The organism is Paractinoplanes ovalisporus, assembly GCF_016834655.1.
Lineage (GTDB): Bacteria > Actinomycetota > Actinomycetes > Mycobacteriales > Micromonosporaceae > Actinoplanes > Actinoplanes ovalisporus.
Genome location: NZ_JAENHP010000002.1, coordinates 387,997 through 408,370 on the forward strand (window position 1 = coordinate 387,997; position 20,374 = coordinate 408,370).

23 protein-coding genes are annotated in these 20,374 nt (G+C 72.5%); 13 read left to right on the forward strand and 10 right to left on the reverse strand.

The annotated features are described in order from the left end of the window. Positions 1 to 393 carry a thioesterase family protein gene (locus tag JIG36_RS07795; RefSeq protein ID WP_203375358.1) on the forward strand — a complete coding sequence of 131 codons (393 nt, stop codon included), beginning with the start codon at positions 1 to 3 and terminating at the stop codon, positions 391 to 393. Here JIG36_RS07795 and JIG36_RS07800 read toward each other — a convergent pair. Continuing rightward, positions 368 to 1,303, reverse strand: a complete 936-nt coding sequence (locus tag JIG36_RS07800; protein ID WP_203375359.1) for a carbohydrate kinase family protein — start codon at positions 1,301 to 1,303, stop codon at positions 368 to 370. The genes JIG36_RS07795 and JIG36_RS07800 overlap by 26 nt on opposite strands. A 119-nt stretch (positions 1,304 to 1,422) precedes the next feature. Here JIG36_RS07800 and JIG36_RS51640 point away from each other — a divergent pair, with 119 nt between their 5' ends. The 6 genes from JIG36_RS51640 to JIG36_RS07830 all read left to right on the forward strand — a co-directional run bounded on the left by JIG36_RS51640 (position 1,423) and on the right by JIG36_RS07830 (position 7,815). Then, positions 1,423 to 2,070: a superoxide dismutase family protein gene (locus JIG36_RS51640; protein WP_236046121.1), complete on the forward strand. Its 648-nt coding sequence runs from the start codon at positions 1,423 to 1,425 to the stop codon at positions 2,068 to 2,070. Positions 2,071 to 2,151: 81 nt separating this feature from the next. Continuing rightward, positions 2,152 to 3,621, forward strand: coding sequence for an aminopeptidase P family protein (locus tag JIG36_RS07810; RefSeq protein ID WP_203375360.1), 1,470 nt, complete (start codon positions 2,152 to 2,154; stop codon positions 3,619 to 3,621). Positions 3,622 to 4,056: 435 nt separating this feature from the next. Then, on the forward strand, positions 4,057 to 4,584 hold the full coding sequence (locus JIG36_RS07815; protein ID WP_203375361.1) for a sigma-70 family RNA polymerase sigma factor: 528 nt from the start codon (positions 4,057 to 4,059) through the stop codon (positions 4,582 to 4,584). Continuing rightward, positions 4,577 to 5,803 carry a sialidase family protein gene (locus JIG36_RS07820; RefSeq protein WP_203375362.1) on the forward strand — a complete coding sequence of 409 codons (1,227 nt, stop codon included), beginning with the start codon at positions 4,577 to 4,579 and terminating at the stop codon, positions 5,801 to 5,803. Before JIG36_RS07815 ends, JIG36_RS07820 begins: the two co-directional genes overlap by 8 nt. A 56-nt stretch (positions 5,804 to 5,859) precedes the next feature. Next, on the forward strand, positions 5,860 to 6,966 hold the full coding sequence (locus JIG36_RS07825; protein ID WP_203375363.1) for an acyltransferase family protein: 1,107 nt from the start codon (positions 5,860 to 5,862) through the stop codon (positions 6,964 to 6,966). Between the two features lie 9 nt (positions 6,967 to 6,975). Further along, entirely contained in the window at positions 6,976 to 7,815 is an 840-nt protein-coding gene (locus JIG36_RS07830; RefSeq protein WP_203375364.1) for a L,D-transpeptidase, read from the forward strand. Here JIG36_RS07830 and JIG36_RS07835 read toward each other — a convergent pair. Both JIG36_RS07835 and JIG36_RS07840 read right to left on the reverse strand, forming a co-directional pair. After that, on the reverse strand, positions 7,792 to 8,100 hold the full coding sequence (locus JIG36_RS07835) for a hypothetical protein (RefSeq protein ID WP_203375365.1): 309 nt from the start codon (positions 8,098 to 8,100) through the stop codon (positions 7,792 to 7,794). The genes JIG36_RS07830 and JIG36_RS07835 overlap by 24 nt on opposite strands. 149 nt (positions 8,101 to 8,249) lie before the next feature. Beyond that, on the reverse strand, positions 8,250 to 9,071 hold the full coding sequence (locus JIG36_RS07840) for a helix-turn-helix transcriptional regulator (RefSeq protein ID WP_203375366.1): 822 nt from the start codon (positions 9,069 to 9,071) through the stop codon (positions 8,250 to 8,252). A 125-nt stretch (positions 9,072 to 9,196) separates the two neighbouring features. Between JIG36_RS07840 and JIG36_RS07845 the strand changes: the two genes are divergently transcribed. After that, positions 9,197 to 10,021, forward strand: a complete 825-nt coding sequence (locus tag JIG36_RS07845; RefSeq protein ID WP_236046128.1) for an SDR family NAD(P)-dependent oxidoreductase — start codon at positions 9,197 to 9,199, stop codon at positions 10,019 to 10,021. After that, positions 10,018 to 10,422 (forward strand): NUDIX hydrolase, encoded by a 405-nt coding sequence (locus tag JIG36_RS07850; RefSeq protein ID WP_203375367.1) that lies wholly within the window; start codon positions 10,018 to 10,020, stop codon positions 10,420 to 10,422. The genes JIG36_RS07845 and JIG36_RS07850 overlap by 4 nt, the downstream gene beginning before the upstream one ends. Here JIG36_RS07850 and JIG36_RS07855 read toward each other — a convergent pair. Then, a complete protein-coding gene (locus JIG36_RS07855) occupies positions 10,400 to 10,900 on the reverse strand; it encodes an NUDIX domain-containing protein (RefSeq protein ID WP_203375368.1) in 501 nt (166 codons plus the stop codon). The genes JIG36_RS07850 and JIG36_RS07855 overlap by 23 nt on opposite strands. A gap of 8 nt (positions 10,901 to 10,908) precedes the next feature. Next, positions 10,909 to 11,691, reverse strand: coding sequence for an Rv1486c family protein (locus JIG36_RS07860; protein ID WP_203375369.1), 783 nt, complete (start codon positions 11,689 to 11,691; stop codon positions 10,909 to 10,911). Positions 11,692 to 11,780: 89 nt separating this feature from the next. Here JIG36_RS07860 and JIG36_RS07865 point away from each other — a divergent pair, with 89 nt between their 5' ends. Then, positions 11,781 to 12,587 carry a DUF3097 domain-containing protein gene (locus tag JIG36_RS07865; RefSeq protein ID WP_203375370.1) on the forward strand — a complete coding sequence of 269 codons (807 nt, stop codon included), beginning with the start codon at positions 11,781 to 11,783 and terminating at the stop codon, positions 12,585 to 12,587. Here JIG36_RS07865 and pdxR read toward each other — a convergent pair. Then, positions 12,568 to 14,019 carry a MocR-like pyridoxine biosynthesis transcription factor PdxR gene (gene pdxR / locus JIG36_RS07870; RefSeq protein ID WP_203375371.1) on the reverse strand — a complete coding sequence of 484 codons (1,452 nt, stop codon included), beginning with the start codon at positions 14,017 to 14,019 and terminating at the stop codon, positions 12,568 to 12,570. The two genes, JIG36_RS07865 and pdxR, sit on opposite strands and share 20 nt — an antisense overlap. A gap of 20 nt (positions 14,020 to 14,039) precedes the next feature. Between pdxR and JIG36_RS07875 the strand changes: the two genes are divergently transcribed. Further along, positions 14,040 to 14,948, forward strand: coding sequence for a DMT family transporter (locus JIG36_RS07875; protein ID WP_307872610.1), 909 nt, complete (start codon positions 14,040 to 14,042; stop codon positions 14,946 to 14,948). Between the two features lie 94 nt (positions 14,949 to 15,042). Here JIG36_RS07875 and JIG36_RS07880 read toward each other — a convergent pair whose 3' ends face one another. Continuing rightward, complete coding sequence (locus JIG36_RS07880) at positions 15,043 to 16,347, reverse strand: serine hydrolase domain-containing protein (protein WP_203375372.1); 1,305 nt, start codon at positions 16,345 to 16,347, stop codon at positions 15,043 to 15,045. 156 nt (positions 16,348 to 16,503) lie between these two features. On the opposite strand from JIG36_RS07880, the gene JIG36_RS07885 reads away from it, so the two are divergent. Both JIG36_RS07885 and JIG36_RS07890 read left to right on the forward strand, forming a co-directional pair. Next, positions 16,504 to 16,953, forward strand: coding sequence for an NfeD family protein (locus JIG36_RS07885; RefSeq protein WP_203375373.1), 450 nt, complete (start codon positions 16,504 to 16,506; stop codon positions 16,951 to 16,953). Positions 16,954 to 16,986: 33 nt separating this feature from the next. Next, a complete protein-coding gene (locus JIG36_RS07890) occupies positions 16,987 to 18,105 on the forward strand; it encodes an SPFH domain-containing protein (RefSeq protein ID WP_203375374.1) in 1,119 nt (372 codons plus the stop codon). Between the two features lie 41 nt (positions 18,106 to 18,146). On the opposite strand, the gene JIG36_RS07895 is transcribed toward JIG36_RS07890, so the two are convergent. The 3 genes from JIG36_RS07895 to JIG36_RS07905 form a co-directional block, all read right to left on the reverse strand. Beyond that, entirely contained in the window at positions 18,147 to 18,944 is a 798-nt protein-coding gene (locus tag JIG36_RS07895; RefSeq protein ID WP_203375799.1) for a TrmH family RNA methyltransferase, read from the reverse strand. Between the two features lie 14 nt (positions 18,945 to 18,958). After that, positions 18,959 to 19,546 carry a dihydrofolate reductase family protein gene (locus tag JIG36_RS07900; protein WP_203375375.1) on the reverse strand — a complete coding sequence of 196 codons (588 nt, stop codon included), beginning with the start codon at positions 19,544 to 19,546 and terminating at the stop codon, positions 18,959 to 18,961. A 69-nt stretch (positions 19,547 to 19,615) separates the two neighbouring features. After that, positions 19,616 to 20,281 carry a hypothetical protein gene (locus JIG36_RS07905; protein WP_203375376.1) on the reverse strand — a complete coding sequence of 222 codons (666 nt, stop codon included), beginning with the start codon at positions 20,279 to 20,281 and terminating at the stop codon, positions 19,616 to 19,618. Positions 20,282 to 20,374: the final 93 nt, after the last annotated feature.

A 20,374-nucleotide genomic window follows, 5' to 3' on the forward strand; every position in this document is an offset into this window, starting at 1 on the left:
ATGGAGCTTCCGGAGTTCTCACCCGGTCTCAGCGCGCGGGTGGAATTGACCGTCACCGACGCCGACACGGCTCAGGCCGTCGGCTCGGGCGATGTGCCCGTGCTGGGCACCCCGCGGGTGCTGGCGCTGGCCGAGGCCGCCACCGTCGCCGCCACCGCCCGCCTGATCCCCGGCGGGCTCACCACGGTCGGTGTGCGCGCCGAGATCTCACACCTGGCGCCGACGCCGGTCGGGCGCCAGGTGCACGCGCTGGCCACGCTGGCCAAGGTGGACGGCCGCAAGCTGCATTTCGAGGTCGTGGTGCGCGAGGGCGAGACGCTGGTGGCCGAGGTGCTGGTCGAGCGGGCCCTGCTCGACCGTCAGCGGTTCATTCAGAAGGCCAACGGGAGCTGACCTCGTCGAGCGTCGGCATGGCGGTGGCGCCGCCCCGGCGCTCGCAGACCAGCCCGGCCACGTTGAGGGCGAACTGGACGTTGCGCTGCCAGCCCTCGAGATCCTTGGGCAGGCCGTCGGCGAGCAGCCGGCGGACGAGGGCCCCCATCACCGAGTCGCCGGCGCCGGTCGCGTCGACCGCGTCGACCTTGGGTGCGGCCAGCATCGTGGCCCCGTCGGCGGCGTTGATGTAGGCGCCCTTGGACCCGGCGGTGACGACGACGGCCTTGGCCCCCAGCGCGCGGATGCGCTCGGCGGCCTGCTCGGGGCCCGCGCCGTCGTAGAGCACCTCGGCGTCGGCCGCGCTCAGCTTGACCAGGTCGGCCGTGGCGAAGAACTCCTCGGACAGCTCGCGCAGGTGGGTCACCGCGGCGCCGTCGGGCAGCAGGGTGGGCCGCGCGTTGGGGTCGAAGACCTTCAGCGGGCCCGGCACCGACCAGGCGGCGCGCGCGGCGGCCCGGAACGGCTCCCGCAGCAGGCAGATCGAGCCGGCGTAGACGACGTCGGCGCCGGAGACCATCGCGGTGTCGAGGTCGGCCGGGCCGAGCAGCGCGTACGAGGGAGGTTCGCCGTAGAAGGTGAAGGTCGGCTCGGCGCCCACGAACGTCGTGACGGCCAGCGTGGTCGGCACCGCGACCCGTTTCACCCCGGCCGTGCCGACGCCCTTCTCGGTCAGGAACACCGCGATCCGGTTGCCGAGCACGTCGTCGCTGAGCGAGCCGACGTACTGCACCTGACCGCCGAGCCGGGTCGCGCCCACGGCGACGTTCAGCGGCGCGCCCCCGATCGCCTGGCGGTAGACCACCTGGCCGTCCTGCTCGGCCTCCTGCAGGTCGATCAGCGCCTCGCCGAGCACCACCGCGTAGCCCATGCCTCTTGCCTCCTGTTGTAACGCCCCGGTAAATCTGTAACGCCCCGGTAAATCCTTGCGGTCGGGAACGCGCGGCGCCAGTGCTCGCCCTATTTGTCCGTTTTTGGGATGATCGGACGATGTTGCTGCGCGCGCTGGCCCTAGCCGTTCCCCTGACCATGATCGCTGGCTGCACGAACTCGGTGGACGTCGGTCCCACCACCCGGGTCTCGGTGACCACCTCGGCCTCGGCCTGGACCGTCTTCCAGGGCGCGGTCAGCCCGTCCCCGGCCGGCTCGTGGTCGCCCGACACGGTCGCCTCGGGAACGTTCCTGCCCTACAAGCCCGGTTCGACGGCCATCACGTACGACCCGGCGGTGGTGCCGCCGGGCGCGACCGCCTCGGTCGCGATCGCGCAGAACACCCAGAGCATGGAGGTACGGGTCCAGGCCACCGGGCTGATTCCCCGTCGCGCGTACGGCGCCCACCTGCACACGATGCCGTGCACCGCCACGCCCGACGACGCCGGTCCGCACTACCAGCACCAGGCCGACCCGTCGAAGCCGTCGGTCGACCCGTCCTACGCCAACCCGCAGAACGAGGTGTGGCTCGACTTCACGGCCGACGGCTACGGCGAGGCGGACGCGGCGGCGCTGCAGAAGTGGACGTTCCCGGCCGGCCAGTCGGCGCGGTCGCTGATCCTGCACGCGCAGCCGACCAGGACCGCCGCCGGGGTGGCCGGCACCGCCGGGCCGCGTGTGGCGTGCCTGACCCTGCCGGAGCGGTGACCGGTCCGCCAGGCGGTAACGTCGGGGGCGGATCGGCGACCCAGCGTCGTCCACGGCTGAAGATCATCGGAGGCGCCCACCATGGCCGAGCAGAAGGCCGCGCAACCCGCGGCCAAGACGGAGACCCACGACCCCGGCTTCCCCGAGGCTTTCCTGCAGTTCATGCGGGGCGGGTGGCGTGAGGACCCGCTGGCCGTCAGCCCGCTGCCCGAGGTGCCGAACTACGAGAAGCGGCGCAACGCGCTCTCCGAGGCCTTCCCGGGCGAGACGCTGATCATTCCGTCCGGCGGCGAGAAGGTCCGGGCCAACGACACCGACTACCCGTTCCGCCCGGGCAGCGACTTCGTCTACCTGACCGGCGACCGCGACCCCGACAGCGTGCTCGTGCTGCGGCCCAGCGGCTCCGGTCACGACGCGGTGCTCTACACCCGGCAGCGCAACTCCAAGGACACCGACGCCTTCTTCCGCAGCCGCAACGGCGAGCTGTGGATCGGGCGCACCCACACCCTGGCCGAGAAGTCGACCGAGCTCGGCGTCCAGACGGCCGCGCTGGCCGAGCTCGGGCCGGCGCTCGCGGGCTCGGCGCCGGGGCGCACCCGGGTGCTGCGCGGGCTCGACGCCGCGGTCGACCGGGCCGTGCTGGCCTACGAGCCCGACCGTGACCACCCGCGCGACCGCGAGCTGGCCTGGGTGCTCAGCGAGCTCAAGCTGATCAAGGACGAGTGGGAGATCGCCCAGCTCCAGGCCGCGATCGACGCCACCGTCCGCGGCTTCGAAGACGTCGCCCGGGTGCTGCCGGCCGACCGTGGGGTCAAGGAGCGGCTGCTCGAGGGCGTGTTCGGGCTGCGGGCCCGCCACGACGGCAACGACGTCGGCTACGGCTCGATCGTCGGCGCCGGCGCACACGCGACGATCCTGCACTGGGTGCGCAACACGGGCGTCACCAAGCCGGGTGAGCTGCTGCTCATGGACATGGGCGTCGAGGGCGACAACTTCTACACGGCCGACGTGACCCGCACCGTGCCCGTGTCGGGGCAGTTCACGCCGTTGCAGCGCCAGGTCTACGACATCGTCCACGCGTCGCAGCAGGCGGGCATGGACGCCATCAAGCCGGGCGTGCTGTTCAAGGACGTGCACAAGGTCTGCATGCGGGTGCTGGCCGAGGGGCTCGACGACCTCGGGCTGCTGCCGGTGAGCGTCGACGAGGCGATGACCGAGGAGAGCACGGTCTACCGCCGCTGGACGCTGCACGGGTTCGGGCACATGCTCGGCATCGACGTGCACGACTGCAACAACGCGCGCAACGAGGCCTACCGCGACGGGCCGCTGCAGGAGGGTTACGTGCTGACGGTCGAGCCCGGGCTCTACTTCCAGCCCGAGGACGACCTGGTGCCCGAGGAGCTGCGCGGCGTCGGCGTCCGCATCGAGGACGACGTGCTGGTGACCTCCGACGGGTGCCGGAACCTGTCGGCCGGGCTGCCCCGCTCGTCGGCCGACGTCGAGGCGTGGATGGCGTCGCAGCGCGAGGCCGGCCCCCGCCTGCCGGGCTAGCCGGAGCCAGGCGATCAGGCGGTCGACCAGGGGGAACTCGTCGTACACCTGGTTGTAGTCGCCGAAGTGGCCATCGTCGCGGACGATCTGGGTGCCGCCCAGCCGTTCGAACATCGCTCGCCCCTGGTGCTCGTCGCAGCCGTACGGGTCCAGGCGCGAGTTGATGAAGCAGGCGTCCCGGACGTTGGCGCGCATGGTGTCCCAGTCGTAGCTCGCCCGCAGCACCGGCTCCTCCGAGTCGTTCGGCCGGGTGCAGTAGCCCGCGACGAGGACCGCCTGGTCGACCCGTACGTGTTCGAGCAGCGCCAGCAGCAGGGCGGCTCTGGCAGCCGCCCGGTTCTTGCAGCCGCCCGGTAGAAATCACGGGAGCCGATGCAACCGCGCGGCCGTCCTGTTGGTCCTTCCCTGGACAGCCGGTGAAACGGGGGAGGGTGCGTGGATGCCGAGGGATCGGTACGGCAGGCGTACGAGGCCTACTACCGGCGTCTGGTGATCCAGGTGTCCGGGCTGGTGGGTGACCTGGCCGAGGCGGAGGACGCCGTGCACGAGGCGTTCGCCCGGGTGCTGGCCTCGCCGCGCTCCTTCCTGCGGGCCGACGACGCCGAACGCTGGCTGCGGGTCGCGGCCCTCAACGTCGCGCGGAGCCGCTACCGGCGGCGGTGGCTGTTCGACCGGCTGGTGCGGTCGGGGCGCGTCGAGGTTGCCCCGGCCGCGGTGCCCGGCCTCTCCGGCGACCGGGTGGCTCTGCTGACCGCGCTGCGCCGGCTGGCCCCGCCGACCCGGGAGGCGGTGGTGCTGCACCACCTGGCCGACCTGTCGGTGGCCGAGGTCGCCGTCACCCTGGGCGTGCCCGAGGGCACGGTCAAGGCCCGGCTGACCCGGGGGCGGGCCGCGCTGGCCCGTTATCTCTCGGACGAGGAACCCGCACCCGTCGTGCTGGCCGAGGGGGTCCGTCATGCGTGAGGCGGACTTCGACCGGCTGCGGTCCGAGGTGGGCGACGCGGTGCGTCAGCCCGGGTTTCCCACCGTACGGCGCAGGGCCGGCCGGCTGCGCCGTCGTCGCGTCGTCACCTCGGGCGCCGTGTTTCTCGCGACCGTGCTCGCCGCGACCAGCCTCGGCTACGCCGTGCGGGGCGGCCCGTCCGCTCCGGTGGCCGGCGGCCCCCGCGACGACAGCTGGCCCGGGATGACCACGGTGGCCGCGGTCGGCACCGACCTCTACGGCGTCGTCGTGAGCTGCCAGGAATGTGCCGCGGAGCTGTACGCCTCGTCCGACGGCGGCGAGTCCTGGCAGCTCCGCACCGTGCCTCCCGAGACCGGGGACCGCCACGAGCCGCGCGCGGCCGCGCTCGTGCCGCTCGGGGAGGGCCTGCTCGCCTGGCGTGAGTTCCGTACCGTCAGCATCGACGAAGCGCTCGGCGCGACCGGTCCGGCCGCCCTCGACCCGCTGTGGATCACCACGAACGGCGGCGGGGCCTGGTTCCCGGCCGAGACCGGCACCCAACCGGTGGACGCTGTTCCGGAGGGCACCGCGCTGGTCGACTGCGAGGCCATGCGGATCGCGGACTGCACGGTCGGCGCGGTCGACCCGGCCACCGGCCGCCTCGCGCCCCTGGCCGCCCAGCCCACCGGGATCACCGTCCAGCCGTTGTGGCCGGCCATGGTCAGCGCGCCGCCCGGGGACCGCCTGTGGGTGTCGGGGCTGGACCCGGTCACCCGCAAACCCGCCGTGGCGACCAGTTCCGACGCCGGCCGGAGCTGGCGCACGCACGTCTTCGCCGACGGGGTGGCGGCGCCGGACAATGACACCCTCGGCGCCCTTCCCCAGGTGTCGGCCGGGTCCGGCGCGACGGCGTACGCGCTGACCGCCCGCGGCGCGGACGAGGTCGACGTGCACTACTCCGACGACGGCGGGAAGACCTGGCGGACCGGCGACCGGATCCGCGACGCCCGGCCCTCCGGTGCCTTCGTCGCCGCCGACGGTTCGCTCATCCTCCGGGCCGGCAGCGGGTTCGCGGCCGGTCGCGGCGCCGGTCTGTTCACGCCGGTCACCCTGCCCGGCTATCCGCTGGATTCCGTGGCCCTTCCGCAGGTGACCTCGGGACGGTACGTGCTGCCCGGGGAGACCGGTCCCTACCTCTCCGAGGACGGCCGCACCTGGCGGAAGGTCCGCCTCCCCTAGCTCTTCCCCCGATGCACCGGACCGGCCCCGCGCCGGCCCGGTGACTGGAGTGCGCCTTGACAACCCTTCCCCCGTACGCGCGTGTGGCCGGCCTCGACGAGATCCGCGGCCTGACGGCCCTGTACGTCGTGGTCCACCACTGCTGGCTGCTGTCGTTCCCGGGCTACCCGGCCAACACCGGCCCGGGCTGGCTCGGCTGGCTGGTCCACGGCCGGTTCGCGGTGGTCGTGTTCATCGTCCTGTCGGGCTTCTCCCTGGCCCTCGCGCCGGCCCGCAACGGGTGGCGGCTGGGCGACCCGCTCGGCTACGCGCGGCGGCGGGCCCGGCGGATCCTGCCCGCCTACTGGGCCGCCCTGGCCGCCAGCGCCCTGATCGCGACCTTGGTGCCCGCGCTGCCGCTGAGCGAACCTCAGACCGCCCGTTCGCTCGTCGTCCACGGCCTGCTGCTCCAGGACTTCATGGCGGCGCCCACACCCAACGGCGCGTTCTGGTCGATCGCGGTCGAGGCCGCCCTGTACGTGGCGTTCCCAGTGATCGTGTGGGCCCGGCGGCGGATCGGTGCCCTGGCCACGCTCGCCGTGGTCACCGGGCCGGTGGTGGCGGCGGGCCTGCTCTGGCCGGGGCTGGCCACCGGCGCCCGGGCGACGGGGTACACGTTCGAGCTGGCGCCGTTGTTCACGGTGGGTGTGCTGGCCGCGGGCGTCGTCTCCGCCCGGGACCGGATCCGGCGCCGGCCGTGGCTCGGGATGTCGGCGGTGGCCGGCTTGCCGGTGCTGGCGCTGGTCGCGTTCCGCGGCCCGGTCTGGACGGCCGGCCACTACTACTGGCTGGATCTTGCTGCCGGCCCGGCGATCGCCCTGCTCCTGGCGGCCGTGGCCACGCGGGAACGGTTCCCGGGATGGGGGCCGCTGCGGGCGCTGGGCGGCTTCTCCTACAGCCTCTACCTGATCCACATGCCGATCGTGGCCCTGATCACCACCCTGATCGTGGCGCCGTACGTCGCGTCGCGTCCGGCCGCGTTCGGCGTGACCCTGGTTCTGGTGATTCCGCTGGTCCTGGTCGCGGCCTGGTTGTTCGCGGCCCTGTTCGAGGCGCCGTTCCGGAGCGCGCCGAGGCGTCGTGATGACCGAAACATGGCTTTATTTCGTATTTGGGCGAAGTAGTCTGGTGGCATGGCTTGGCTCCGCGGCACCCGACTGGCTGTGCTGAGCGGGGTGTTGGTGGTGGCCGCGGCGGCGGGGTCGGCGGCGGCCGCGAAGAAAGACGGCCCGGGATTGTTCGCGGTACGGCAGGTGCCGGCAGCCGCACCCACGGCCGAGCCGGTGCCGGTGGCGGCGCCGGCCCCGAAAACGCTGCCGGTCATGGACTACTGGGACTCGCCGCGAGGGTTCCCGCGCGATCCCGACCCGATGTCGACCCGGGCCGTGACGGAAGGGCTGCGACCACGGCATCGGCTCGCCGTGTACGACACTCCGGGCGGGAAACCACGGGCGTTCCTGGGCCGGTCGATCAGCGGGATGCCGGTCACCGTGCCGATCGTGGAGCGGCGTCAGGGCTGGGCCGGGGTGTTGCTGCCCTCGGTCAACCGGCGCGTCGGATGGGTGCCGCCCGGCGGGTGGGAGACGCGGCGGCTCGGCGACCAGCTGTTCGTCGACCTGAGCGAGCGGCGGTTGACCTGGCTGCGCGACGGCCGGGAACACGGCTCGTGGGAGGTGGCAGTGGGATCGAGGCGGACTCCTACGCCACAGGGGAGGACCTACGTGATGGGGCGGACGATCACAAGCGGTTCCGTGTACGGGGGACTGGACGCCCTCGTGCTGGGCGCGGTGCCCGACGACCGGGACGCCCTGGCGGCCTCGCTGCGGGACGGGCACACGGCGATCCACGGGTGGCGGGACCGGTCGGCGTTCGGGCGCAGCATCTCCAACGGGTGCGTCCGGATGCCGCTGAAGGCCCAGCAGGCGCTGCTCGACGGGATCCCCGAGGGGTCAGTGGTCCACGTCGTCGAGTGAGGTGCGCCGCCACTGGGCCTTGGCCGCGGCCCGTTCCTCGTCGGCGCCGGCCGCCCGCAGCAGCTCCAGCACGGGCCAGTAGGAGATCGTCTCGGCCTGGCCGCCGGTGACCACCCGGTGCAGGTAGTCGCCCAGCACGTCACCCAGGACCAGACCGTCGCGGGTGACGGCCCGCACGGCGGGCAACGCGCCGGAGTGGTCGTCGGCCGGCCCCAGCCCCTCGATCAGCGCGGTGATGCGGTCGGCCTCGGAGCGCTGCTGCTCGGTCAGTCCCGGCTTCTGCATGTCGTCACCGTAAGCGGCCCCGCCAAGGTTTTGGGGGCGCAACCATTTACGCAGGCCGCCCGGGTGGGTTTCGCGTTCTGGACGCGTCAGCGGCCAGCGAAGCCCGCCCGGGCCCTCGGCGTGAGCGACGGTCCGTACCCCTCACCCCGCTACGACATCGTTTTGAAGCTTGTTCCCATGACCGCGAGCAGATCGAGTTTGCCGTGGCTCTCGCTGCCGGGGGTTGCGGTGAAGACCAGCAGCGCCTGGGCCTGATCGGGGTCCTGCAGGCTCTGGCAGAACAGGTCGAGCCGGCCGACCTGCGGGTGCACGAAGCGTTTGGTGTCGCTCCAGCGCAGGCCGACCTCGTGCCGGTTCCAGAGGGTGGCGAACTCGGAGCTCTCGCGCATCAGGACGTCGACCAGTTCCTGGCCCAGGGGACCGGCCGTGCGCAGCGCCGAAGCCAGGAAGCGGCCCTGCTTGTCGTGGTCCTCGGGGAGATAGAGCGAACGGTCGCCGGTGAACCAGCGGTAGACGGCGCTGCGGGCGTGCCCCTGAAAGGCGGTCTCGTCACCGAACAGCGCGACCGCGGGCGGGGTTTGCCGCAGCGTCTCGCCGAGCGGGCTGATGACCTGGGCCGGAGTGTCGGTGAGGCGGTCCAGGATGCGCATCAGGCCGGGGCTGACATGGTCGCCGGCGCCGCGCTGGGCCGGGCTGTAGCCGCACAGCCCGAACAGGTGGTCCCGCTCGTCGGGGGTCAGCCGCAGGCCCCGCGCGACGGCGGCCAGCATCGGCGGGGAGGGCTGCGGGCCGTCCCCGCGTTCCAGGCGGGCGAAGTAGTCGGCGGACATGTCGCACAGCTCGGCCACCTCCTCGCGGCGCAGACCCCGGGCCCGGCGGCGGGCACCGCGGCGCAGACCCACGTCCTCGGGTTGCAGGGCTTCGCGGCGGGCCCGCAGGAAGGCGCCGAGCGAGGCGCGGTCGAACGTCATGTCCCGATCGTCGCGGAAACCGGCGGGCTCATCCACGACCTGGCATTCAGTGGTTGAGCCGTGCCTTCATCCGCCGCGCGGCGGGGCCTGTGATGGGAGGACCAACCCCGATCGAGGAGTACGCAATGAGCAAGTGGACCACCGCATCGATGCGTGACATGTCCGGCCGGACCGTGGTGGTGACCGGGGCCGGCCGCGGGATCGGCCTGATCACGGCGACCGAGCTGGCGCGGGCCGGGGCCCGGGTCGTGGTGGCGGGGCGCAAGCCGGTGCCGGGGCCGTTCGAGTACCGGCACCTCGACGTGTCGGACCTCGGGTCGGTGCGGGCGTTCGCCGGCCAGTGGACGGGCGGGCTCGACGTGCTGGTCAACAACGCCGGCGTGATGGACGTGCCGGCGTCGCGGACCCGGGACGGGCTCGACCTGCAGACCGCGACCAACTACTTCGGGCTGTGGGCGCTGACCAACCTGATGCTGCCGCACGTCACGGACCGGGTCGTGCACGTCTCCAGCCAGCTGCACCGGCGGGCCAAGCTCGACCTGGACGACCTGGACTGGCAGTCCCGCCCGTACCACCCGTTGCAGGCGTACCAGGACTCCAAACTGGCCGTGGTGCTGTTCTCGCTGGCCCTGCAACGGCGTCTGGGCAACGGGGTGCGCTCGATCGTGGCCCATCCCGGGATCGCGCGGACGGGGCTGGTCGGCCACTCGTGGATGGACGTCATCAACCGGGTGCCGTTCCTCACCCAGGACGCCGAGCACGGCGCGCTGCCCCTGCTCTATGCGGCCACCGAGGACGTGCCGGGCAACGCCTACGTCGGGCCCGACGGTTTCGCCAGCATCAAAGGCTTTCCCGCCGTACGGCTTCCCTCCCGCGCCGGCCGCGACGAGGCGACCGCCGAGCGGCTGTGGACGGCGACCGAGGCCCTGGTGGGTAGTCTCGTGCCGTGACGTCTGAAGTGATCGCGGCGGCCTGGGTCCACGTCCGCGAGCGCCGGGTCCTGGTGGTGCGGGCCGCCAATTCCGACGCGTTCTATCTGCCCGGCGGCAAACCGGAACCCGACGAGACGTACGCCGAGGCGGCCGCGCGCGAGGTCTCCGAGGAGGTCGGGCTTGTCGTCGACCCGGCCGACCTGAGCCTGTTCACCGAGATCGTGGCGCCCGCCCACAACCGGCCGCCCGGCACCACCGTGCGGCTGATCTGCTTCGTCGGCGGCAAGACCGAGGACGAGCCCCGGGCCCGCAACGAGATCGCCGAACTGGACTGGTTCACCTCGGCGTCGTCCGGCCGGTGCGCCCCGGCGATCCGCCTGCTGGTGGCCGAACTGGTCAGGGCCGGTCTGATCGACTGAACCAGCGGGCGGCCACCGCGGTGTGGATGCTGAAGCCGAGCTCGGCCGGGCCCGGGAGAATTTCCCAGCCGTGGGTCTCGTCGTTCGGGACGTCATCGGGCAGGTCGGCCTCGGACGCGAGCGGCGGGAAGAGGGCGAAGACGAGCAGCGTGCCGTCGGGGGCGCTCACCGTGTCGTACAGGGTGGCCGTGGCCGGGTCGACGACCAGAGCCGTCTCCTCCCGCAGTTCCCGGGCCGCGGCGTCCGGCCAGGACTCGCCGAAGTCGATGAAACCGCCCGGCAGCGCAAGCCGGTCGGCCGCGGGCGGGATGGCCCGGCGCACCACCAGCAGGCCGTCGGCGACCGGCTGCACGGCGACCGCGACCGGCGTGGGGTTGCGGTAGGAGGTCTCGCCACAGGCGGCGCAGCGGCGCGGCCAGGGCTGGCCAGGGGTGAAACGGGCGCCGCAGAACGTGCAGTGCTTGACCTTGTCCGGCATGGACCTGCTCAGGCGTGGAGCGGCGAGTTGCAGGCCGCCACCAGCGCCTGACGGCACGCGTTGAGCAGCGGGCGCAGGGCCGCATCGCGTTGCTGGGCCTCGTAACCGTTGAGGGCGCCGCCGGGCGCGTTGGTCTCGGCCAGCGCGAGCACCTGGTCGAGGATCGACGCCCGCGCGAACAGGCGGCGGGAGCGCGGGTCGAACCCGGCCGGCAGCGTGGCCGTGCTCTCGGGGCGGCGCAACTGTTGCAGGGCCCCGGCCAGCTCCGGCTTCCACTGGGCCACGTCGAGCTTGGTCAGCTGGGTGGTCGCCTCGCCCAGGGCCAGGGTCAGCTCGCCCTCGGCCTCGGCCGCGCCCATCTGGAAGACCGGCTTGTATTCCTCGACCGGGAAATAGCGCCACAGCACCGTCTCGAACTCGGTGCCCGAGCCGGAGACGTGGCGCCGCACCTCGGGCACGATGCCGAAGGTGGGCGTCATCACGGCCTCGCCGGCCAGCATGGCGGCGCCGGTCAGCGGGCCCGGGCCGGGCAGGCCGCGCGGGTCGCCGGGGGCGGGCAGCACCAGACGGATGTCGTCGGGGTGGACCTTGGCGAACACCGGCAGGCCCTGCGGCAGCGGCACATCGGTCCACGTGCCGGGCGCGTCGGCGACGAGGTGCTCCTCGTCGCGGGCGATCTCGTCGGGCAGCTCGTCGAAGGGCACCAGGCCGGCGCGCCAGGCGCGCACCCAGGCCACGAACCGGGTCGAGCGCCGCGCAACGCGGGTGGCCGCATCAGCAGCGGGGGACATGCGAGCAAGGGTACGTGGCACCAGGGAAGTCTGTCTCGGCCGGAGAGTCAGAAAGGTCGTGTCCCAACGCACGGGTTACCGTGCCTTGCATGTATGGGGAGGACGTGCTCAAGGGGGACTGGCGGCGCCGCAAGGTGGTGCCCGAGGTGGACGCCGAACGCGATCTGGTCGTCGAGGACGTCGACTCCGGGTTCTGCGGGGCGGTGGTCGGATTCGAGCTGGGCGCGGTCGTGCTGGAGGACCGGCACGGCAAGCGGCGCAACTTCCCGCTCGAACCGGCGGCGTTCCTGCTCGACGGCAAGCCGGTGACGCTGCGGCGGCCCGCAGCCGGGCCGGCCGTGCAGCAGAGGCGGGTCACGGCTTCGGGGTCGATCGCCGTCGCGGGCGTCCAGGCCCAGGTCGCCAAGGCCAGCCGCATCTGGGTCGAGGGCATCCACGACGCCGCCCTGGTCGAGCGCATCTGGGGTGACGACCTGCGGATCGAGGGCATCGTGGTCGAGCCGCTGGACGGTATCGACGACCTGGCGGGCGCGGTGCGCGGATTCCAGCCGGGGCCGACGAGGAAGCTCGGGGTGCTGGTCGACCACCTCGTGCCCGGGAGCAAGGAGAGCCGCATCGTGGCCGCCGTGACCGATCCGAACGTGCTGGTCACCGGTCATCCGTACGTGGACATCTGGCAGGCCGTGAAACCGTCACGCGTGGGCTTGTCGAAGTGGCCGGTCATCCCGCCCGGGCGGCCCTGGAAAGAGGGCATCTGCCAGGCCGTGGGGGTGCGCGAGCCGGCCGACATGTGGCGGCGGATCCTCAAGTCGGTGAACAGCTACAAGGACGTCGAGACGCCGTTGATCAACTCGATGGAACGGCTGATCGACTTCGTCACCGTGCTCGACGACTGAGCGCTCGGCCGAGACGTTCCGCGGCCTCGGTGAGGCGGTCGGGTGGGTGGGCGGCGTAGCCCAGGATCAGGCCCGGTGGGCCGTCCACGTGGCGGTGCCAGCTGAGCGGGTGGACGAGGACCCTTTTTTCGGCGGCTTGTCTGGCTAGCGTTTCGTCCGATTCGTCGCTTTCTAGCATGATCAGCAGATGCAGGCCGGCGGCGACACCGGTGACCTGGGCGTCGGGCAGGTGCGTGCGGAGGGCGGCCAGCAACGCGTCCCGGCGGCGGCGCTGACGGGTGCGGACGTTGCGCAGGTGCCGCTCGTAGTCGCCGGTCGCGAGCAGCCGGGCCAGCACCAGCTGCGGCAACGCCGGGTTGCCGAGGTCGCTGTCGTGCTTGGCGGTCAGCAGGTCGGGCTGCAGGCGGCGCGGGGCGATCAGCCAGCCGAGCCGCATCCCCGGGGCCAGAGACTTCGAGACACTTCCCGCGTACGCGACGTGGTCGGGCCCCGAACCCTGCAGAGCGGCCACCGGAGCGCGGTCGTAGCGGTGCTCGGCGTCGTAGTCGTCCTCGATGACCAGGCCTCCCCGGGCGGCCCAGGCCAGCAGCGCGCGCCGCCGGGCCGGGCTGAGCACGACGCCGGTCGGGAACTGGTGGGCCGGCGTGAGGACGGCCGCGTCCTGGGTCAGCGCCCCGACCACGAGCCCCTCGGCATCGACCGGGACGGGCTCCGGCCGTACACCCCAATGGGCCAGCTGGTCCCGCGCCCCGCGTGACCCCGGATCCTCGACGGCCACGCGGACCTTTCCCGCGGCGTGCAGCGTCTGGGCCAGTAGCGCCAGGGCCTGCGCGACGCCGCCGACCACGATCACGTCGTCGGGCTCGGCGTGGATGCCCCGGGTGCGGGCCAGCCAGCCCGCCAGTTCGGCGCGCAGCCACGGGGTGCCGCCCGGATCCCCGTACCCCAGGTCGGCCGCCGTGATCCCGTCGAGCACGGCCCGTTCGGCGCGCAACCACGCCGTACGGGGAAAGGCCGACAGGTCCGGGATCCCCGGGGACAGGTCGATGTCGATGCCCTCGGCCGGCGGGAGCGGCAACCGCAGGGTGTCCAGCGAACGACGGCGGTCCGAGGGGGCATCCCGGACGCCGGGCCGGGCGATGATCGTCGTGCCGGCGCCGGTGCGGGCGGCGGCCAGCCCCTCGTCGATGAGCCGCTGGTAGGCGTCGACCACCACACCCCGCGAGACCCGCAGTTCCGCCGCGAGCAACCGGGTGGCCGGCAGCCGCGTGCCGGTGGTGAGCCGTCCGTTGGCCACGGCGGCCCGCAGCCCGTCGGTCAGCCAGGTGGTCAGCCCCTTGGCGGGCGCATCCCCGGGCCGCAGCTGGAGGAAGTCCGAGCCGGAAATTGGTCCCCCTGAGTGCGGACGGATTGGTCCTTCAAACCGGACCATACCGCGACCAGCATCGGTCTGTGAGATTGAGTGCCCTGGCCGGCGCGACCGGCATGACCTTCGTCGGCGGCAGCGTGGCCGTCTCCGCCTTCCTGGCCGACGCGCCTTCGCTGACCGTGCAGTCCCTGCGTTACGCCGTGGCCTGCCTGCTCCTTCTGCTGTACGTGTTTCTGTACGCCCGGGGCCGTGTGCTGCGCCCCCGCGGCACCGAGTGGCTGTGGCTGGGCGGCGTCGTGCTGACCGGCATGGTCGTCTTCAACGTGGCCCTGGTGCAGGGTTCCCGCCACGCCGAGCCGGCCGTCCTGGGGGTGGCCGTGGCGTGTGTCCCGTTGCTGCTGGCCGTGGCCGGACCGCTGCTGGAGGGCCGCGCCCCCGCCGCCCACCTGGTCGTGGCCGCCCTGGTCGTCACCGTGGGCGCCGCGCTGGTGCAGGGCCTGGGCCGCACCGACGGCATCGGTCTGCTGTGGGCGCTGGTCACGTTCGCCTGCGAGGCCGGTTTCACGCTGCTGGCCGTCCCCGTGCTGGGCCGTCACGGCCCGTTGGGCGTCTCGGTGCACGCCACGTGGATGGCCGCGGTCGCTTTCGGGGCCGGTGGCTTGTTCTGGGAGGGCCCCCGAGCCATCCTGCGGCTGCACCTGGACGACGTACTGGCCGGCGCCTATCTGGCCGTTCTGGTGACCGCCGTGGCGTTCGTCCTCTGGTACACGTGCGTGCAGCGGCTGGGTTCGGCCCGGACCGGCCTGCTGACGGGGATCGCTCCCGTTTCGGCCGCCGTGGTGGGGGTGGCGCTGGGCGGCCCGGTGCCCGGGCTGGCCGTGTGGGTCGGTGTGGCCGTGGTCGCCGCCGGGCTGGCGCTCGGTTTCCGCTCCGAGCCCGCCGTGCCCGCCCCTGCTCCTGGTCCCGCCGCCGAACAATCGATCTTGCGGTGAGTAGGGAGTTCCGCCACCGCCTCCCCCACCCTCCCCGGGAAGTGCCAGGGACGCTACGCGCCTGTCAAGGGGGTGGGGCCGGCTGTCCACAGGGTTATGCGAGATGTTTCGGATCGCGCTTGAAGACGAACGTCGCGATGTCGAGCGCCGCCACCGACACGTCGTCGTGGCGCAGGATCTGCAGCAGCTCGCCCTCGTTCTCGCCCTCCACGCCGCGCCACCGGTCCGGCCCCTCGCGGGTGAAGCGCGTCCAGTGGTTCGGCCCGGTCATCACCAGCGAATCCCCGTCACACGTGATCTCGAACTCGCGCCCCATCCACCACCAGCGCCCCACGACCGCGGCCGCCTCGCCGGTCGGCGGCACCGGCGGCTGCCAGGGCGCGGTGAGCACCGGCTCCCCGTCCACGACCGTCGAGAGCGCGGACAGCGCCACCTTCTTGATCGAGGTGCCGGCCAGCCCGTACGAGTTGGCGAAGACGATCACCCCGAGGCGGCTGCGCCGGTGCACGGCGAAGTGGGCCACGTATCCCGGCATCGAACCGCCGTGGCCCACGAACACCCGCTCGCCGGCCCGGTAGAGCTGCGGTCCGAGCCCGTGCCCGCCGGTCCACGACTCGAGGTCGCTGATCACCACCGGGGCGCACATCTCGTCGACGGTCTCGCGGGCCAGCACCGTGGGGGCGGGGTCGGTCCAGAACGCGGCCCACTTCGCCATGTCGGTGACGGTCGACCAGAGCTGCCCGGCCGGGGCCATCGCGCCCGCGTCGAGGCGCGGCTCCTCGTGCAGCGACCGATCGAGGGAGTGCACGACGTAGCCGCGGGCGAACGGCTCGACCGGAGCGTAGGTCGTGCGCTTCATGCCGAGCGGGTCGAGCACCCGCTTGCCGGCCAGCGTCTGCCACGTCTCCCCGGTGACCTTCTCGAGGACGGCGCCGAGCAGCCCGTACGCCAGATTGGAGTAGCGGTAGCGGCGGAACGGGGGCCCGACGACCTTGTCGTAGCCCAGCTCGGCCAGCAACGTGTCGACGTCGCCGCCCACGGTTCGCTCCCACCACGCGCCGTCCGGCTCGCGGGTCAGGCCCGAGATGTGGCCCAGCAGCTGGCGCAGCGTGACCCCGCCGATCGGCGTGCCGGGCAGGTGCCGGTAGAGCAGGTCGTCGAGCGCGAAGGCGCCCTCGTCGCGCAGCTGCATGACCAGCGTGGCGGTGATCGTCTTGGTGATCGACCCGAGCCGGTACTGCGTCTTGGCGTCGGGCCGGGGTTGCTCGCCCGCGAACACCTGGTGCAGCACCGCCCGGTCCCGCACGATCGCCAGAGCGAGGGACGGCGTACGCCCCTCGGCCTGCGCGCGGACGGCGATCTCGTCGACCCGTCGGCCGGTCTCCGGCAGCAGTGACACGGTGGACCCTCTCGATATACGACTGGTGGGTATAACTGTGCGCGGCCGATATGGCTACGCGGCCCAGGGTCCCGGCTTGGATGGCAGTTCGATGACATTTTCCGCGTAGGAGCACGCAGCGTCGCCGGACGTGCGCGGGCATGTCACGATCGATACGTGGAAGCGGTTCTGTGGATCGTGCTCGGCATCGCGTTGGCGATCGCCGAGGCCTTCACGGCTACGTTCTTGATCATTTTCTTCGGCATCGGGGCTTTCGCGGCGGCCGGAGCGGCCGCTCTCGGCGCGCCCCTGCTGCTCCAGGTCATCGTGTTCGCGCTGGTCTCCGGCCTGTCGGTGACGGCGCTGCGCCCGATCGTCCTCAAGCACGCGCGGCCGGCGCTCGAGTCGGGCGAGACCCCGATGGGTGTCGAGGCGCTGCCGGGCAACCACGGCACCGTGCTCGAAGAGGTCGACGGCGGCCACGGGATGATCAAGATCGACGGCGAGCACTGGCAGGCGCGGTCGTTCGACGGCCAGGAGAAATACCTGCCCGGCGAACGGGTCCGCATCGTCAAGGTCGACGGCGCCACCGCCATCGTGTGGCGCGATGATCTTCCTAACTTCTAGCGCGACTCGCATCAACCCATAGAGAGGAGTGCCATGGAAGCTGTGATCGGCGTCCTCATCATCGTGATCGTGGTGTTCGCCATCGTCACGCTGCTCCGGTCCGTTCGCATCGTCCCCCAGCAGCGGATGGACGTGGTCGAGCGTCTCGGCAAGTACAAGCGGACGCTCAGCCCCGGCCTCAACCTGCTGGTGCCGTTCGTCGACTCGGTGCGCAGCAAGGTCGACATGCGCGAGCAGGTGGTCTCGTTCCCGCCGCAGCCCGTGATCACGTCGGACAACCTGGTCGTCTCGATCGACACGGTCCTGTACTTCAAGGTTGTCGACCCGGTGCGGGCCACGTACGAGATCTCCAACTTCCTCCAGGCGATCGAGCAGCTGACGGTCACCACCCTGCGCAACGTGATCGGCTCGCTCGACCTCGAGCGTGCCCTGACCAGCCGCGAGGAGATCAACCGGCACCTCTCCACGGTGCTCGACGAGACCACCGGCCGCTGGGGCATCAAGGTCACCCGCGTCGAGATCAAGGCGATCGAGCCGCCGCCGAGCATCCGCGACTCGATGGAGAAGCAGATGCGCGCCGAGCGGGAACGCCGCGCGACGATCCTCAACGCCGAGGGCCACAAGCAGGCCCAGATCCTCACGGCCGAGGGTGAGAAGCAGGCCGCGGTGCTGCGCGCCGACGGTGACCGGCAGTCGCGGATCCTGCAGGCCGAGGGTCAGGCCAAGGCCATCCGTACGGTGTTCGACGCCATCCACACGGCCAACCCGTCGCAGAAGGTGCTGGCCTACCAGTACCTCCAGGCTCTGCCGCAGATCGCCAACGGCACGGCCAACAAGGTCTGGATCGTGCCGACCGAGCTGACCAAGGCCCTCGAGGGCATGGGCGGCGCGCTCGGCGGCCTGGCCAACATGGCCGGCGACGTGCCGAAGTCGAATGTCAACTCGGCTGCGGTCGAGGAGGAGGCCGTGGCGGCCGCCGAGGCTGCCGCCGCCGAGGCCGAGAAGATCAACGACCAGGTACGGGCCGCGGAGGCCCAGGTCAGCGGCGACCCCGACAAGACCGCCGCGTTGCCGGCGCCCGAGCCGATCCCGCCGTCGGCGGCGCTCGGTGGCGCCGACTACAACGGCGTCGTGGACCGCGAACGGGCGTAACCACGCAGGGAAGGGCCGGCCTCGAGGGGCCGGCCCTTTTTCTATGTCTCGGGGTCGTCGCGGCCCAGTTCCCAGAAGGCGACGGCGGCCGCGGCGGCCACGTTGAGCGAGTCGACCCCGCGCCGCATCGGGATCTTGACCGGGATGTCGCTGGCGGCGAGGGCGTTGCGGGACAGGCCAGGCCCCTCGGCGCCGAGCAGCAGGGCGGTCTTCGCGCGCTCGGTGACCTTCTGCAACGGCACCGCGGCCGGGTCGGGGGTCAGCGCCAGCACGGTGAAACCGGCGTCGCGAAGCAGTTGCAGGCCGTCGGGCCAGGGCTCCAGACGTGCGTACGGCACCGCGAACACCTCGCCCATGCTGACCCGCACGCTGCGCCGGTAGAGCGGGTCGGCGCACGTGGGCGAGAGCAGCACCGCGTCGATGCCGAGGGCGGCCGCGCCCCGGAACACCGCCCCGATGTTCGTGTGGTTGTTGACGTCTTCGAGCACGGCGACACGCCTCGCCGTGGCGATCACTTCTTCCGCCTCCCGCAGGGGAGCGCGGTGGAACGAAGCGAGGACTCCCCGGTGCACGTGGAAGCCGGTGGCCTTCTCGAGCACGGCGGGCGTGGCGGCATAGATCGGGGCGTCGTCCGGCAGGTCGGCGATCTGATCGGTGCGTTTCTCGTCGATCAGGTAGGACCGGGGACGGTAGCCCGCCCGCAGCGCACGGCGCAGCACGAGCTCGCCCTCGGCGATGAACAGCCCGTTGGGCGGCTCCCACTTCGTGCGCAGTTCGAGATCGGTCAGGGCGCGGTAGTCACCGAGGCGGTCGTCGGCCGGATCGGTGATCAGATGAATCTCGGGCACGGTGGTCAGTCGACCCGGTAGGTCAGGTGGGTGACGTGACCGGAGGGACGCACGTGGATCTGGCGCAGGTTGCGCGGCGTGGCGCCCTCGAACAGCGGGACGCCGCTGCCCAGCAGCACCGGCGCGAGGTGGAGGCGCAGCTCGTCGACCAGACCGGCCTCGATGGCGCCGCGCACGGTGGCGCCGCCACCCATGACGACCACGTCACGGTCGTCGGCCAGGGCCCGGGCCTTCTCGATCGCGCTGGCCAGACCGTCGACCACGAAGGTGAACCGGTCGGCCAGCCGCACCTTGCCGGGCGGCGTGCGGGTGACGACCAGGACCGGGGGCGCGGCGGCCAGACCGGCGCCATAACCCACCTCGTCGTTCCAGCCGCCGGGGCCGTCGACGACGTCGAACAGGGCGCGGCCCATGACGACGGCACCGGTCGCCACGGTGGATTCCTCGAGCACCCGTTTGTCGATCGCGTCGCCCGCGAACGCCCACGTGTGCAGGGCTTCGCCACCCTGGCCCAGACCCTGGTCGGGACCGGGGTCGGGGCCCGTCACGAACCCGTCGAGCGACACCGAGATGTCGGCGACCACCTTGGACATGGCTGCTCCCTTCGCCGCGCCCGGGGATGACCCGGACCTGTCAGGAGCATGCCACCCACCTCCGGCAGTTCAGTGCCGGGGGATGAGCCGACCGGCCGTCCAGGCCAGGCCGGTGCCCGCGGCCAGCAGCAGCAACGCCCCCACGGTGGGCAGCGGGCGCTGGGCGTGCGCGCCGGCCCCGATCGCGGCCGCGGCCAGCATCAGCAGCACCCCGTCGGCCGGGTTGACCAGCCGGGACCGGAAGACGGCCCAGCCCAGCAGCACCCAGCCCGCCCCGACGGCGGCCGACGCCGCGACCTCGACCAGCCGCAGCTGATCGACGGTCAGCGGAGAGCCGGCGGCGGCCGTGTCGGCCGGGAGCGCGGCCAGGGGGAGGGTGAGGACGTAGCCGGCCAGACCGATGAGCAGGCCGGTGACGGCGGAACGGCGGGTGCGGGTGCCGGCCAGCAGACCGGCGAGGGCGATCATCGCGATGGCGGACAGCCAGTTGGCGGCCAGGGTCACCACGAGCGGGCCGGGCGGGGTGTTGATGCCCAGGGTGGTCCAGCCGTAGAGCAGGGCGGCGGCGGGCAGTGCCCACAGAGCCGTCCGCGCGTACCGCCGCACACTCCAGACCCAGACGGCCTCCCGTACGGGAAGAAGGTGTTCGTGCTGGGCCGACCCGGCGCCACCGACCCAGGCCGGAGAGACCCGCAGCGGTCGGCCGCTGGCCGTCTGATGGTGGCTGATGCTCATGGCTCCGCCTCGCGTGGGCTCAAGCCGAGCGGCCCGGGGGAACCGTCGGGGTTCTGGATGCAGCCTTCCAGAGCCGCCCCGCATTCGCAGCCG